Annotated in this window: 13 protein-coding genes and 1 riboswitch; of the genes, 7 read left to right on the top strand and 6 right to left on the bottom strand. The window is 66.7% G+C overall.

Going from position 1 to position 14,927, the window contains the following annotated elements; translation table 11 throughout:
* The first annotated feature begins 62 nt into the window (after positions 1-62).
* Positions 63-575 (top strand): c-type cytochrome, encoded by a 513-nt coding sequence (locus DZC52_RS15710; protein ID WP_116650380.1) that lies wholly within the window; start codon positions 63-65, stop codon positions 573-575.
* Here the strand turns inward: DZC52_RS15710 and DZC52_RS06800 are convergent.
* Positions 551-1,159 carry an acyl carrier protein phosphodiesterase gene (locus DZC52_RS06800; RefSeq protein ID WP_116650379.1) on the bottom strand — a complete coding sequence of 203 codons (609 nt, stop codon included), beginning with the start codon at positions 1,157-1,159 and terminating at the stop codon, positions 551-553. The two genes, DZC52_RS15710 and DZC52_RS06800, sit on opposite strands and share 25 nt — an antisense overlap.
* 88 nt (positions 1,160-1,247) lie before the next feature.
* On the opposite strand from DZC52_RS06800, the gene DZC52_RS06795 reads away from it, so the two are divergent.
* Positions 1,248-1,907, top strand: a complete 660-nt coding sequence (locus tag DZC52_RS06795) for an alpha/beta hydrolase (RefSeq protein ID WP_116650378.1) — start codon at positions 1,248-1,250, stop codon at positions 1,905-1,907.
* A 5-nt stretch (positions 1,908-1,912) separates the two neighbouring features.
* Positions 1,913-3,001: a cell division protein ZapE gene (zapE, locus tag DZC52_RS06790; protein ID WP_116650377.1), complete on the top strand. Its 1,089-nt coding sequence runs from the start codon at positions 1,913-1,915 to the stop codon at positions 2,999-3,001.
* Positions 3,002-3,025: 24 nt separating this feature from the next.
* Here the strand turns inward: zapE and DZC52_RS06785 are convergent, their stop codons facing one another.
* Positions 3,026-3,619: a TetR/AcrR family transcriptional regulator gene (locus tag DZC52_RS06785; protein ID WP_116650376.1), complete on the bottom strand. Its 594-nt coding sequence runs from the start codon at positions 3,617-3,619 to the stop codon at positions 3,026-3,028.
* A gap of 123 nt (positions 3,620-3,742) precedes the next feature.
* On the opposite strand from DZC52_RS06785, the gene DZC52_RS06780 reads away from it, so the two are divergent.
* The 3 genes from DZC52_RS06780 to DZC52_RS06770 all read left to right on the top strand — a co-directional run bounded on the left by DZC52_RS06780 (position 3,743) and on the right by DZC52_RS06770 (position 9,319).
* The gene (locus tag DZC52_RS06780; protein ID WP_116650375.1) at positions 3,743-4,621 is read left to right on the top strand and encodes an alpha/beta fold hydrolase; all 879 of its coding nucleotides are present in this window, start codon (positions 3,743-3,745) and stop codon (positions 4,619-4,621) included.
* Between the two features lie 2 nt (positions 4,622-4,623).
* Positions 4,624-7,107 (top strand): acyl-CoA dehydrogenase, encoded by a 2,484-nt coding sequence (locus DZC52_RS06775; protein WP_116650374.1) that lies wholly within the window; start codon positions 4,624-4,626, stop codon positions 7,105-7,107.
* A gap of 57 nt (positions 7,108-7,164) precedes the next feature.
* A riboswitch (cobalamin riboswitch) is annotated at positions 7,165-7,407 on the top strand.
* Between the two features lie 118 nt (positions 7,408-7,525).
* The gene (locus DZC52_RS06770; RefSeq protein WP_116650373.1) at positions 7,526-9,319 is read left to right on the top strand and encodes a TonB-dependent receptor domain-containing protein; all 1,794 of its coding nucleotides are present in this window, start codon (positions 7,526-7,528) and stop codon (positions 9,317-9,319) included.
* A 65-nt stretch (positions 9,320-9,384) separates the two neighbouring features.
* Here DZC52_RS06770 and DZC52_RS06765 read toward each other — a convergent pair whose 3' ends face one another.
* From DZC52_RS06765 to DZC52_RS06750, 4 genes are all read right to left on the bottom strand, one after another.
* The gene (locus DZC52_RS06765; RefSeq protein WP_147307630.1) at positions 9,385-11,178 is read right to left on the bottom strand and encodes a SpoIID/LytB domain-containing protein; all 1,794 of its coding nucleotides are present in this window, start codon (positions 11,176-11,178) and stop codon (positions 9,385-9,387) included.
* The gene (gene sufT / locus DZC52_RS06760; protein ID WP_116650371.1) at positions 11,159-11,710 is read right to left on the bottom strand and encodes a putative Fe-S cluster assembly protein SufT; all 552 of its coding nucleotides are present in this window, start codon (positions 11,708-11,710) and stop codon (positions 11,159-11,161) included. Before sufT ends, DZC52_RS06765 begins: the two co-directional genes overlap by 20 nt.
* 294 nt (positions 11,711-12,004) lie before the next feature.
* Positions 12,005-13,918, bottom strand: a complete 1,914-nt coding sequence (locus DZC52_RS06755) for a M1 family metallopeptidase (RefSeq protein WP_116650370.1) — start codon at positions 13,916-13,918, stop codon at positions 12,005-12,007.
* A gap of 110 nt (positions 13,919-14,028) precedes the next feature.
* Positions 14,029-14,367 (bottom strand): P-II family nitrogen regulator, encoded by a 339-nt coding sequence (locus tag DZC52_RS06750; RefSeq protein ID WP_116650369.1) that lies wholly within the window; start codon positions 14,365-14,367, stop codon positions 14,029-14,031.
* A 179-nt stretch (positions 14,368-14,546) separates the two neighbouring features.
* On the opposite strand from DZC52_RS06750, the gene DZC52_RS06745 reads away from it, so the two are divergent.
* Complete coding sequence (locus DZC52_RS06745; RefSeq protein ID WP_116650368.1) at positions 14,547-14,783, top strand: accessory factor UbiK family protein; 237 nt, start codon at positions 14,547-14,549, stop codon at positions 14,781-14,783.
* Positions 14,784-14,927: the final 144 nt, after the last annotated feature.

Below are 14,927 nucleotides of genomic sequence, written 5' to 3'. Positions count from 1 at the left end.
GGTTTTTGCGGTCCGGCCATCGGACCGTGTTCCAATCCAATTAATCGCGAGGTCTGTCCGGCGTGTCCGAGCAACATGATCGTCAATTCATTCAAACGTTCAGCGCGGTGCTGGCCGGGCTGGTCGCCTTTACCGTGGTCATCATCATTCTGGCCCTGATCATCCACGACCGCGAGTTCGACGGCGAACAGAGCGCCGCACGCCAGGCCGCCGTCGAGGAACGCCTGCAACCGGTCGGCGGCGTCTATGCCGGTGAGACCGGTCGCGCCGCGGCGCAGGCCGCAGCCGAAGCGGCCGCCGCCAGCTCGGAACCTCAGGTGGCCTTCGAGGGCTCGACCGACGGCGAAATGATCTACGGTCGCGTCTGCGCCGCCTGTCACGACTCCGGTGCCGCTGGCGCACCGCGCCTGGTTGCCGGGGAAATGGGCGCGCGGGTGGCGGACAAGGGCCGCGAAACGCTCGTGAGCAATGCCATCAACGGCATCAACGCCATGCCGGCGCGCGGCGGTCGATCCGACCTCAGCGACGAGCAGGTCGCCGCTTCGGTCGACTACATGCTCGACCAGGTAGAGTAGAGCCGCTCCCGATCCTCGCTTGCCCGGGCCTGCAGGTCCGGGAAAAGCTCCAGAAACGCCTCCTCGATGGCCGCTTCGTGGTCGTCGAGCAGGCGTGCGCCGTGCGAAAGCGGCCAGCTCCGGCCATGCCGCCGGGCCAGCAGAAAGAAGATTTCCTCCAGCATGTCCCGCTCGCCGTAGCGCCACCACAACCCCCGGCTGCGTGCCCAGGCCCCGAATCGCACCAGCCGCGGCGGCAGGCGTTCGGCGTGGCGGGCGAGCAACTCGTCGACCTGCCCGCCCAGCTCCACGAGATCGGTCGGCCCAAAACGCGACCAGTAGCGGGTCAGCATGTGGTCGAACAGCACGTCGGATATCACACCGCCATAGCGTCGCCAGGGCGATTCCAGGCGCTCCAACAGCCCGAGAACGGCGGGATGACCATCGCTGAAGGAGTCGATGCACCGATGCAGTTCGACGCCGGCCGCCCAGTCCGGGGGCAGATCGGAGAGCGCCTCGCGGCCCTTGACGTGATCGCCCAGGAAGGCCCCGAGTCTCAGGCCCTCATCAGGGCCCGCGAGCACCACGTGTGCGAGATGATTCATGGCGGGTCGGGGACCTGCAGTTGCCGGGGTGAGTGGGTTATGATGATGCCCCCGCGTGAGCGGCGCTGGCAACCGTCAAGGACGCTTAATGGATACCGACCCGGCCGAGTTTCCGACCGAATCCGCCGAATTCTTCATCACCGGCCCGGCCGGCAGAATCGAGTGCCTGGGCGACGTTCCCGAGGAAGGGGAGGAGCGCCCGGCCACGGCAGTCCTGTGCCATCCCCATCCCCAGCACGGCGGCACCCTGCGCAACAAGGTGGTCACGATCATGGAGCGCAGCCTGCGCGAACTGGGGCTGCGTACCGTGCGCTTCAACTTCCGCGGCGTGGGAGAGAGCCAGGGCGAGTTCGACGACGGTGACGGCGAGACCGACGACCTCATGGCGGTCATCGACTGGGTGCGCAAGGTCCGCCCGGACGACGACCTCTGGCTGGGCGGTTTCTCTTTCGGCTCCTACATCGCCCTGAAAGCCGCCCAGGACCTGCCGGTGCGCCAGCTCATCTCGATCGCACCGCCGGTGGAGCGCTACGGCTTCGCCGATCTCCAGCCGCCCAATTGCCCCTGGCTTGTGGTGCAGGGCGACGAGGACGAGGTCGTCTCGCCCGAAGCGGTCTACGACTGGGCCGAGAAGCTCGGGCAGGACGCCAACCTGGTGGTGATGGAAGGCACCGGACACTTCTTCCACCGACGCCTCATGGACCTGCGCGGCCTGATCAAGAACCACGTACAGCCCAACCTGCCCTGAGGACGATGGCCGGGGCCGGGCCGCTCGAGCGCTACCGCGCACTCGTCGAGCAAGACCAGCTGCAGGCCGACGCGGCCCAGCAAGGCGTTGTCGAGCGGCTGCAGGGACGCTACCGGCAACTGCTCGACCGACCCACCGGCCTCATCGATCGCTGGCGCCGCCGCCATCCGCCGGTCGAGGGTCTCTACGTGCATGGCCAGGTCGGCCGCGGCAAGACGATGCTGATGGACCTGTTCGCCGAAAGCCTGCACGAGGCGGGCGTACCTGCCTGGCGCATTCACTTCCACCGCTTCATGGATCACGTCCAGGACGAACTCAAGCGCCACGGCCGCCAGCGCGATCCGTTGCCGACGATGGCCCGCGAGATCGCCGGCCGCTGCCGGGTGCTGTGTTTCGACGAATTCCACGTCAGCGACATCGCCGACGCCATGCTGCTCGGCGGCCTGCTGCAACCGCTCTTCGAGCGCGGGCTGTGCCTGGTCGCGACCAGCAATACCGCGCCCGGCGACCTGTATGCCGGCGGCCTCCAGCGAGAGCGTTTCGTGCCCGCCATCGAGGCGATCGAGAGGCACTGCGAAGTGGTGCAACTGGACGCCGAGACCGACTATCGCCTGCGCGAACTCAGCCGCCACCGCACCTACTATCACCCGGCCAGCGAAGGGACCCGGGAGGAAATGCGGCAGGAATTCGCCACGCTCACCCGCGGCGAACCGACCGGCGACGCCCCGCTGGACGTGCGCGGCCGCTCGCTCCGACCGCTGCACCGGGCGGGGCCGGTGGTCTGGTTCGATTTCGAGACCCTGTGCCTCGGTCCGCGCGCCAGCGGCGACTACATCGAACTGGCCCGACGCTTTTCCACGATCTTCCTCAGCGACGTGCCGGCCATGGACGAAAGCGACAACAACGCGGCACGGCGATTCATCCACCTGGTGGACGAATGCTACGACCGGGCCGTGAAGCTGGTGATCTCCGCCGAGGTCGCGCCAGAGGCGCTGTATCAGGGTAAGCGCCTGGCCTCGCCGTTCGAGCGAACCGTCTCGCGCCTGATCGAGATGCAAAGCCACGAGTACCTGGGGCGCGAGCACCGGCCCTGACGGATAGGTTGGCTGGTTGGCGGGTCAGATCTCGATCAGCGTCTCGATGACGTGCTGCACGTAGGCGTCGAAATCCGGCTCGTCCTTGTCCGGCACCAGGCCCTGGGCCTGGAGCTGCAGGTAGCCCACGTAGGAGGAATACATCAGGTTGGCGCGGTGACGCGCCTCGGTCGTCGGCAGGCCGAGTTCCTCCAGCGCGGCCGCCAGGTACTTGATGCGGCGCTCGGTCACGCGCCGCAGCACCGGGCCGATGCAAGGATGGTCGGGGCTGGCGCACAGCGCCACGTAGATCCGGTGGGTGAGCGTTTGCCGGCTGGTGCGCCAGACAAAGTCGGCCAGGCGCTCGGCCGGTGCGCTGCCGGCACTCAGCGACAGCCTGAGATGCTGGCGGTCCTGCTGTTCCCATCGCGCCAGGGCCTTTGACAGCAACTCATCGCGCCCCGGGAAGTGCCAGTAGAAGCTGCCCTTGGTGATACCCAGACGCCGCGCCAGTGGTTCGACGCGCAGTGCCGCAATGCCTTTTTCTGCGATCAGCGCCAGCGCTTCCTGCTCCCAGTCGGCCGGGGTCAACGAAGCTTTCTCGCCGCCGCCGCTATTATCTGTACTTGATTTGGCCATGATGATCCGCGATGGTACTCCTCGGGGCTTCGGCGGGGCTTGACGGGCTCTTGTTTAAGGGCCCTACCGAACCAATATGAAACCTGATTGACTAACGAATAGGGTAACCCCATACTCTGCCGTATGGAAGCTGTACGCAAACTCAACGACGACATCCGCCGACGCCAGATCTGGACCGATGACGGCATCCGCCTGAGCCTGCGCTATTACGGTGACGACCGCGCTCCGTGCGTCCTCATGGCCCACGGGTTCGGCCAGACCCAGTATGCCTGGGAGGAAACCGGCCGTCGCCTGGCCGCCGCCGGCTGGCAGGCGGTCAGTTACGACGCTCGTGGTCACGGTGAATCGGACCGCGCCCCCAGCGGCGAATATGATTTCGAGCAGTTCATCGAGGATTTCCGGCGGGTGTGCGCTTCCCTGCCCAACCGTCCGGCCGTGATCGGCGCCTCGATGGGCGGCCTGACCGCTCTGCTGGCCCACTCGGAAAAGCCCAAGGTCGACCTGTCGTCCCTGGTTCTGGTCGACATCGCGCCGCGCTGGGACGACAGCGGCGTGGAGGCGATGCTTGCCTTCATGCGCCAGAATCCCAAGGGTTTCGAGACGCTCGACGACGCCATCGAGGCCGTCAGGGGCTTCCTGCCCCACCGCCGGCGCAACGGCTCGGGAGACGGCCTGACGCGCAACCTGCGCCAGGCCAGCGACGGTCGCTGGTACTGGCACTGGGATCCGGCCATGCTCGCGCTGGCCGAGAAGAGCAGCAACCTGCAGTCTCGTCTGAAATCGGCCTCGCGCCGGCTCAAGATCCCCACCCTGCTGGTGGCCGGCGGTCAGAGCGAGATGATCGGTCAGGAACACATCGAGGAATTCCTCAAACTGGCCCCGCACGCCGAGCAGGCAACCGTCGAAGAAGCCTCCCACATGGTGGCCGGCGACCGCAATGACCACTTCATGGGCGCCGTCACGCCGTTCCTCAAACGGCAGGCAGCGCAAGGAGCGAGCTGATCATGACCCTTCTACTGTTCCTGTTGGCACTGGCCGTTACAGGCATGGCCTGCGCCTATCTTCGAGCCTCGGCGGCAACCTGGTCGATCGCCACCGGCGTCGTGGGCCTGGGATTCACCCTGGCAGGAGAGCCCGGCTGGATCAGCCTGACGCTTTTCTGGCTGCTGTTCGCACCGATTGCCGCCCTGCTCAATAACCGCAGCTGGCGCCGGGAATTCATCACACGGCGCGTGCTCGAGAGCTTCCAGAACATGGTGCCGACGATTTCCGAGACCGAACAGGTCGCGCTGGATGCCGGAACCGTCGGCTTCGAGGGTGAACTGTTCGGCGGCAATCCGCGCTGGAGCCGCTTCATCAAGAAGCCCTTGCACGACCTGAACACCGAGGAGCAGGCCTTCCTCGATGGCCCCGTCGAAGAACTGTGCGGCATGATCGACGAGTGGGAGTTCACCCACTATCGCGCCGGCACCTCCGACGAAGTCTGGGAGCACCTCAAGAAGCACAAGTTCTTCGGGATGATCATCCCCAAGGAATACGGCGGGCTGGGATTTTCGGCCGTGGCCCATCGTGCCGTGCTGGAGAAAGTGGGCGGGCTGAGTTCCACCGTGGGCTCGATCGTCGCCGTGCCCAATTCGCTCGGCCCGGCCGAACTGCTGCTGCACTACGGTACCGATGAACAGAAGAATCACTACCTGCCCAAGCTCGCATCCGGCGATGAAATCCCCTGCTTCGGACTGACCAGCACCGTCGCCGGCTCCGATGCGACTTCCATCGCCGACTACGGCGTGATCTGCAAGGGCAAGTTCAACGGCAAGGAAACGCTGGGCATCAAGCTCAATTTCGAGAAGCGCTACATCACGCTGGCACCGGTCGCGACCGTGGTCGGCCTGGCGTTCCGCCTCTACGATCCCGACGGCCTGATCGGCGACCAGGAAGACATCGGCATCTCCGTGGCCCTGCTGCCGGCCGACACCCCCGGCATGGACATCGGTCGACGCCATTTCCCGCTCAACAATCCGTTCCCGAACGGTCCGATTCGCGGCAAGGACGTTTTCGTGCCGCTGGACTACCTGCTCGGCGGCACCGAGTACGCCGGCAAGGGCTGGCGCATGTTGGTCGAGTCGCTGTCGGTCGGCCGCGCCATTTCGCTGCCGTCTTCGACCACCGGGGGCGCCAAGGCCGCCACCATGGTCACCGGCGCCTACGCCCGCATTCGCAAGCAGTTCGGACTGCCCATCGGCCGCTTCGAAGGGGTCGAGGAAGCGCTGGCGCGCATGGCCGGCTATACCTATGCCATCAGCGCGCTCAGTCGCCAGACCGCTTCGGCCGTTGATGACGGCGAGCGTCCGGCCGTGCCTGGCGCACTGGCCAAGTATCACGCCACCGAAATGAGTCGCGAAGTCATCCGCGACGCGATGGACATCCACGGCGGCAAGGGCATCATCCTGGGGCCGAAGAACTATCTGGGACGAGCCTGGGAAGGGTCGCCCATCTGGATCACCGTCGAGGGCGCCAACATCATGACGCGTTCGCTGATGATCTTCGGGCAGGGTGCGATTCGCTGCCATCCCTACGTGCTCAAGGAACTCCAGGCACTGCAGATCGAGGACGAGGAGGAGCGCCTGGTCGAGTTCGACAAGCTGCTGTTCGCGCACATCGGCCACTCCATCTCCAGCGCCACGCGCGCCTTCGTCCTCGGCCTGAGCTTTGCGAGGTTCGCGGCCGTGCCGGGTGACCGCCGCACGCGCAAGTACTATCGCAAGCTCAGCCGTTACTCGGCGGCGTTCGCCTACATGGCCGATATCGCCATGCTCACCTACGGCGGCAAGCTCAAGATCAAGGAGAAAATCTCCGGTCGTCTGGGCGATGCGCTGAGCCAGCTCTACATCTGCTCGGCCATGTTGCGCCGCTTCGAGCACGAGGCACGGCCGGCGGCCGACCAGCCGATCATGGCCTGGGCCTTCCACGACGCGATCTACAAGATCCAGCGCGCGCTCAACGGCGTGATCGACAACTACCCGATCACCTGGGTGCGCCCGCTGCTGCGGCTGGTGGTCTTTCCGCTGGGACAGCGCGAGAGCGCGCCCAACGATCGCCTCGGTCACAAGGTGGCTTCGCTACTGCTGTCGCCCTCCGAAACCCGCGATCGCCTGACCCGCGGCTGCTACAAGACCGCACGCGAAGGCTACTGGCCGGGCATCATGGAAGAACTGCTGCCCGACGTCATCGCCGCCGAACCGGTCGAACGCAAGCTGCTCAAGGCCGAGCGCGCCGGACAGATCAGCGGCTACACCTACGAAGAGCGCCTCGAGCAGGCAAGAAAGAAGGAAATCCTGACCGAGAAGGAAGCCGACCTGCTGGCCGATGTTCGCAAGCGCAGCATGGAGATCATCGCGACCGACGATTTCGATATCGCCGAACTGCAGGCCGGTCTGACCGAGACGGGCGACGCGATTCGCGGCACCCGGGCCTCCAAGGCCGCCTGATCGCCCCGGACCGGTCGGCCTGTCGCTGATCGGTTCGCCGCGTTATACTCTTCCGCGCCGGTCGGCTCCGCCACCGGCGCTTTCTTTTGGAAAGCACGCAAGAAGAAACCGCAACGGGTGTTTCGGGAAACCGGTGCAAGTCCGGTACTGCCCCCGCAACTGTAACCGGCGTCGGTCAGGGATCGACGCGGCTGGATAGGACCACTCTGCCTTCGAGGCGGGGGAAGGTTCCAGCCCGGACCTTTCGAACACGAAAGGGCCGCCGGAAGTCAGGAGACCGGCCTGTTGCATCGACCATGAATACCGGGCTGCGGCGGGCGACCGGTGTCGAAGACGGCGACGATCGTGCGCCGTCCTTGGCTCCCTGCCTTGCTGCGCGCCTGGTCCAGTGCGCGGGTGAGCGCAAGGAGCACACAACATGCAACGCACCACCATCGGCTTGCTGGCGACCGCCGGCATGCTCATCGTCTGCGGTGAAGCCACCGCCCGGTCCACCTACGAAGCCACCTACGAAGGCGACCCGGTCGTCGTCACCGCCACGCGTTCTCAGCAGACCGTCGACGATTCCCTGGCGTCGGTCTCGGTGATCACGCGAGACGACATCGAGCGCGCCCAGGCACCCGACCTGCTCGAACTGCTCAGGCTCGAGACCGGCATCGACATCGCCCGCAGCGGCGGCCCCGGCGGACAGACCAGCGTGTTCATGCGCGGGAGCAACTCCAACCACGTTCTCGTGCTGATCGACGGCGTGCGCGTGTCCGCTGCCGGCAGCGGCGCCTTCACCTGGGAGATCATCGACCCGGCCATCGTCGAGCGCATCGAGATCGTGCGCGGCCCGCGCGCGGCGCGCTGGGGCTCGGACGCCGTCGGCGGCGTCATCCAGATATTCACCCGCCTGTCCGACGGCGCCGGCGCCCGCGCCGCCTACGGCCGCTACGACGACCGGCAGCTCTCGGCCCACTGGGGCAACGGCTTCATCGGCTTCAACATCGCCGGCCGCCGCGTCGAGGGCTTCTCCTCGCAGAACCCCTCGGGATTTGCCTACGACCCGGACGACGACGGCTTCGAGAACCTGAGCTTCAGCGCCCGCAGCGACCATGCGCTCGGCGGCGGGCAGATGGCCTGGTCGGCCCGCTTCGCCGGCGGCGACGTCGAATTCGACCAGGGCGAGTCGGACTTCCTCAACTACGCCCTGCGCGGCAGCTATAGTCGCCGGACCGCCGGACCCTGGACCTGGGAAGGCTCGGCCGCGTTCTACCGGGACGACCTCGAAACAGACAACGGCTTCAGCATCTCCGACGCCGAGACCCATCGCATCCAGGCCGGCCTGCAGGCCGAGCGCCCGATCGCGGGCGACACCTCCTGGCTGCTGGGCATCGACGCCTGGCAGGTCGAAGGCGACACCAGCGGCTCTTTCAACGAAGACCGCGACAACATCGGCGTGTGGACCGGCATCGACGGCCGGCGCGACGCGCTGTCCTGGGAAGCGAGCCTGCGCGCCGACCACGACGGGCAGTTCGGCTCGGCGCTGACCGGCAATCTCGCCGGCGGCTGGCGCCTGGGCGAGCGCCTGCGCCTGTCGGCCAGCGCGGGCCGGGCCTTTCGCGCGCCCAGCTTCAGCCAGCTCTACTCGCCCGGCTTCGGCGGGCAGTACGCCGGCAACCCGGATCTCGATCCCGAAACCTCGATCAGCGGCGAACTGGGCCTCGACTGGTTCGGCCCCGGCGGCCACGGGCTCGGACTGAGCGTCTACCAGAACGACATCGACGACCTGATCGCCTTCTCCGGCCCGCAATTCCAGGCGATCAACGTCGAGAAAGCGCGCATCCGCGGCGCCGAACTCAGCTACCGCTTCCGCGCCCGGCGCTGGCGGGCCGAGTCGAACCTGACCTGGCAGGACGCTCAAAACCGCACCACCGACAGCGACCTGTTGCGCCGCGCCGACATCAAGGGCTCGATCGCGCTCGACCGGACCTTCGCCAACGACGGCTGGCTCGGCGCCGAGGTCGTCCACGTCGGCGAACGGCCGGACTTCGGCACCGAGCTGCCGAGCTACACCCTGGTCAACCTGCGCGCCGGCTGGCCGCTGGGCGCCGGCCTGACCCTGGAAGGCCGCCTGGAAAACCTCACCGACGAGGACTACGAACCGCTGGCCGGCTACAACGCCCACCGCCGCTCCGCCTTCGTCGCGCTGCGCTGGCGCACGCCCTGATCGAGGGCATTCTCCCGGGCCGGCCCCGCCGGCCCGGATGCCGCGCAAAGCCTTCCAGAGGCTCCCTAAGGTTCGAAGCGGTCCCTGAAGACCCCTTCGCCAACCTGAAGGGCGTCTTCGAACACCACAAGGCCCTGCGACAGGTCGTCACCACTGATCGCAGCGTCGCGGTCCACGTCGATCCACAGTGCCAGCCACAGGTCGTAGGAACCGGCCGTCGCGTCCGGCGGCAGATCGAAATCGCGCTGCGCAGAGGAGACGCCGCCAGGCAGCTGGACGAGCCGGTCATTGGCCGGGTCGTCGATGAAGGGATCGCTACCTCGCCGCAAGCTGGCGCCGATCAGCACGTTCCGGTGCACCGACGCCGCCAGGTTTTCTGCGTCGAGCATGATGGTGAACGTCTGGCCCGGGAAGACGACTTCGGCCGGTGCCTGCGCCGAGAGGATCGAGAGCACCTGCGAAATCGCGGCGGTTCGCAGGTCGCTGCCGGCGCCGTGATCGTTGTAGTAGTGATTCAGCTGCCATTTCCAGTGCCTGGGCGACGGACCCTGCGTCCAGTAGTGGTTGCCCCACTGACTCATGCCGCGGCCGTGGCCGAAGCAGTCGCGACCGGCCCCCACCGGGTCGTCCAGGCAGGGCCAGCCCGTTTCGGGAGATCCGGCGAATCCGTCCCCGCAGCTGAGGTCGACATTGCTGCACGAGGCGCTGCCGAGCAGGCAGTTGTTCTGCGCCGAGTATTCCGAACGAAAGGCCTGGCCCTCCCGGATCAGCATGAGCCCCGCCGTCGACGCCACGGCCTCGTCGCTGCCGCTGTGCGTGTCGGGTTCGTTCATCTGGCAGCAGGCCGACGAGCAGATGTCGTAGGCGCCGTGCGCCGGGGGATTGAGCACGTGCCAGGCGCCATAGCTGCGGTAGGCGACGGCCCCGGCCGCCAGCGCGTCGTGGTCCCAGGAGGCGATCCACTCATTGTCCAGACCTCGCTCCACGTAGCGTTCCAGCGACATCACGCAACTGTTGGAACACTTGCCGGTACAGCAGGCAACCGAGCAGGCCGCATCGCCGAAACCCACGGTGATGCTGGCCGGCGGCTGCTCGGCCCGCAGGTGGGTCGGCTGGCCGGCGCGCCGCGCGCCGGGATCGGCGTCGGGCCAGACCGCCCGGCTCATCAACTGGCGATGGCCGTCCCCGGCCGGCGCCGGACCTCCGAGCGCCACCTGCAGACCGACCCGACCCGACCCGGCCAGCAGGCCGTGCCGGGTCCAGTCGGAATAGCCCGGTTTGGAGGCGATGACGGTCAGCGCCTTCGGCAGGCCCTGCTCGACCCGCGGCGCCGGAATTTCCAGGGCGAAGTAACCATCGGCACCCGTCCTGGTGCTTGCCGAAAGCCCCGCCACTTCGATCCGGACACCGGCCAGGGGCCGAAAGCTCCGGTGATCGTGGACCCAGCCGTCGATCAGCAGGCGCGAGGCACCCGAAACGTCAGCGCGGTCGGGCGGCTCAAGCGGATCGAGCAGCAGCGTCCAGTCCCCCCGCCCCGATTCGGCGGGTCGGAGGACGGTGTGCAGGGGCCTATAACCGGGCGCCCGGGCGATGAGGGCCTGCGGACCTGCGAAGTCGATACGGGCCGTCGTGGCCACAGTGAGCTTGCGCGAGTCGTCGATCCGGGCCAGGATCCGCTCGACCGAATCGGCCAGCGCCACCGCATCGGCAGGCGCCGGGGCGAGCGTTACCTGCCCGTCCAGGCCCAGCCCGGTGGCGGCATCGCGAAGTGTGAGGGTGGAGGAAGCGAGGCTTGCTGCTGGCAGCCAGGCCAGCAGCAATACCAGAATAACGGCGAGCCTAGAACATGCCCGTCTCAAGCCGGGCTTCCTCGCTCATCATGTGCTGGTTCCAGGGCGGGTCGAAGACCAGGCGCACATCGACCTTCTCGATGGTGGGGATGCGCCCGACCCGGTCCTCGACGTCGGCGACCAGGATGTCGCCCATGCCGCAGCCCGGGGCAGTCAGGGTCATGTCGATCGACACGCGGCGCTTGTCGTCGTCGACTTTTTCGATCTCGCACTCGTAGATCAGGCCCAGGTCGAGCACGTTGATCGGGATCTCGGGGTCGTAGACGGTCTTGAGCTGGCTCATGACCAGCGCCTCGACATCCTCGTCGGTGGCGCCGTCGGGCAGCTTCGGCGCCGGCGGCGGCTCCTTGCCGATGGCGTCGGCCTCGTCGCCGGCCAGCCGGAACAGGCGCCCGTCCACGTAGATGGTGAAACTGCCGCCCATCTGCTGGGTGATGTAGCCGACCGTGCCCGCGGGCAGCTCGACCGGCGCCCCCTCGGGCACCATCACCACCTCGCAGTCGCGCTCGAACTTCACCGGTGTGTAGGAGTTGCCGAACATGGCCCATCCGAAACAGGATTGAATTGGTCCCTATTATATCCGGCTGGGCCCGCGATGATTCAATGGGGCGGCGGTTGTGCCCTGAAAATCTTGAAAACGCAAAGACGCGAAGACGCAAAGGAAATAAATAGTCAAGACAATCTCATGTCAGGCACCGGACAGGTTGATTGCGGCGGCTACTGCGGCTTTGGCGAGCGGTCCCTGCAAGTCAACGACTAATTTCATATTCTCTTTGCGTCTTCGCGTCTTCGCGTCTTTGCGTTGATGAGGTTTTGGAGGACGCCCCCTGCCTCGCTAGCCCTCCAGGCCGAGCGCGCGTTCGCTCGCCTGCCGGGTAAGGGGGTGATAGCCGGGCTTGGCGCGTTCGTAGACCTCGATGGCCCATTCCCGGCCCCAGTCGGTGTCGGCCAGGGCGCTGTAGAGCGGGCGGGTGAACTTGTTGCGACCGACGTTGAGCAGGAAGGTCTCGAGCCGCTCGATGCCCGGCTCGTAGCGGGTCTCGATCGAGCGCATCAGCCACTGGAACAGGATCTCGTAGTTGCCCGATCCGGTCAGCTCGAAGGCCTCGTCCAGCGCGGCCATTCGCTCGACGTCGAGGCTGTCTTCCAGGCCAATGAGGAAATGCAGCCACTCGTGCACCGACCATTCTCCTCCGGGCAGCTCCTCGGTGCTCACGTCACCGGTGAGCCAGCGCTCGCGCCAGGCGTCGACGCGCTCGAAGGCGTCCGATTCCGGCGCCACGGCGTACTCCGGCAGGCCCGGCTGGTAGAGCCACTGATCGACCTCTTCCATGCTCAAGGCCTCGGAGTGCTTCGCGACCAGGTTGTCGCGCAGGTACTCGCGGAAGGTGTTGGTCGTGATCGACTCGAAGGCGAACTCGTCGAAATAGGCGCGCAGGAAGGTGTCGATCGCCTCGCGCCCGACGCGGTGCTCGATCCAGTCGAGGAAGAACCGGCCCTTGGCGTAGGGCACGCCGGTGAAGGCCTTCTCCGGGTCCTGCTCGTCGATGTCGAGCACCAGGCTGGCCATGCCGTCGCGGGCGGTCTCGAGTTCGGCCTTCAGGTCCTGCCATTCCAGCACGGCCAACATGTCCGCGATTCGCTCGCCGTAGAGCGCTTCCATGATGCGCGACTCGAAATAGACCGTGAAGCCCTCGTTGAGCCACAGGTCGCGCCAGGCAGCGTTGGTCACCAGGTTGCCCGACCAGGAATGGGCCAGCTCGTGCGCCACCAGGGCCAGCAGGCTGCCGTCGCCGGCGATGATGGTCGGCGTGACGAAACTCAGGCGCGGGTTTTCCATGCCGCCGAAGGGAAAGCTCGGCGGCAGCACGAGCAGGTCGTAGCGGCCCCAGCGGTATTCGCCGTAGAGGTCGACGCCGATGTCGATCATTTCCTCGAGCACGTCGAATTCCTCGGCCGCGGCCTCGATCCATTGCGGCTCGGCGTAGACGCCCGAGCGCGGGCCGATCTCGGCGAACTCGAGGTCGCCGACGGCAATCGCCATCAGGTAGGACGGCACCGGCTGCGGCATGTGAAAGCTGTACTCGCCGCGGTCGTTGCGCTCGAAGGCATTGCCGCCGGCGCCCATCACGGCCATCAGGTTCTCGGGCACGCGCACCGTGGCGTCGAAGGTGTAGCGCACCGCCGGCGTGTCCTGCAGCGGCACCCAGGTGCGCGCGTAGTGCGGCTGGCTCTGCGAGAACATGAACGGCTCGCCCGAGGAAGTCTGTTCGCCGTCGAGCCACTGCAGGCCGAAAGCGTCCGGCGAGCTGGCGTAGTCGATGCGGACCGTTTCCACGCCCTCGGGCAGCGCGATGATGAGCGGACTGCCGAGATCGGCGTCGTCATGCGCCTCGGCAAGACGCCAGGACAGGGGTCGGAAGTTGCCTCCCGACTCCGGCGCGGTCACGTCGCGGATCTCGAGATTGCGGGTATCGAGAACCAGGCGCGGATGATCGGGATCGAGCCGCTCCAGCTCCAGGGTGACGTGCCCGGACAGGACGTGTGCATCCATGTCGGCATCCAGGTCCAGCCGCAGGTGCTCGACGCGGACCTTCTCGTACTCGGCAAAGCTGTGCGGGTCGGTGCCGGTATGCACTTCCCACTCCTCGGCCGGCTCGAGCGCTGCGCCCGGCCCCTCGCTCTGGCAGGCGGCCAGCAACAGGATCGACAATGCGGCCAACGGCCATCCGTAAAATTTTCCAGTCATTCCGGTTTCCTCGGTCTGGGCCGCACGGCCGGCTTGTCCGGCAAGACGCCTATCCGGCCCTGGGTCACGTTCATGTATTCGCGGTCGCCCGCGCAGGAGCGGCAACGCGCTCAGAGGGCGTCGTCGCCCTCCTCGCCGGTGCGGATGCGCACCGTGCGCTCGAGGGCGGTGACGAAGATCTTGCCGTCGCCGATGCGGCCCGAAGAGGCGGTCTCCACAATGGTCTCGACCACCCGGTCGGCATCGTCGTCGGATACGGCGATCTCGAGCTTGAGCTTGGGCAGGAAATCCACCACGTACTCCGCGCCGCGGTAGAGCTCGGTGTGGCCCTTCTGTCGGCCGAAACCCTTGACCTCGCTGACGGTCATGCCGGTCACGCCCACCTCGCCGAGCGCGTCGCGCACGTCGTCGAGCTTGAACGGCTTGATGATGGCGGTAATCAGTTTCATCGTTTCGCTTCGAGTTGGTGGAACCGCAGATTGCGCAGATTAACGCAGATTGCTCCCACGCGCATGAGCGCCGAACGGGCACCCGGCTTCCCGGCGCGCTGCCGCCGGAGAATCACACATTGAGGTTTGGATCTGCGCTAATCTGCGCAATCTGCGGTTTCAACAACTCGAGAAGACACATGCGCCCCGACTTCCAGACCCTCGACGAAATCACCCGCCGGCTCGCCGCCGCCGTCCCCAGGGAAATGCGCACCGCCCGCGCCGAACTCGAGCAGCAGTTCCGCGCCGTACTCGAGTCCGCCTTCGACCGGATGGACCTGGTCACGCGCGAGGAATTCGAGATCCAGAAGAAAGTGCTGGCGCGTACGCGTGAAAAGCTCGAGGCGCTCGAGAAACAGCTCGAGGGCGACGACTAGGACGGCTGGCGCCACCGAGGGTTGTGGGGGTCTCGACACTTCGCGGGCGTTAGTCGGGATGGTGTCACCGGGCGCTTTGGTGGTCTCGACAAGTCAAAATCTGTTTCGCCCGGGCCCGCTTCGCGGGGTCTTGCGGCGACTCAC

It is taken from the genome of Wenzhouxiangella sediminis, assembly GCF_003410055.1.
GTDB lineage: Bacteria > Pseudomonadota > Gammaproteobacteria > Xanthomonadales > Wenzhouxiangellaceae > Wenzhouxiangella > Wenzhouxiangella sediminis.
Note: the sequence above shows the minus strand (reverse complement) of the source record. Positions and strands in the feature narration are given on the sequence as shown.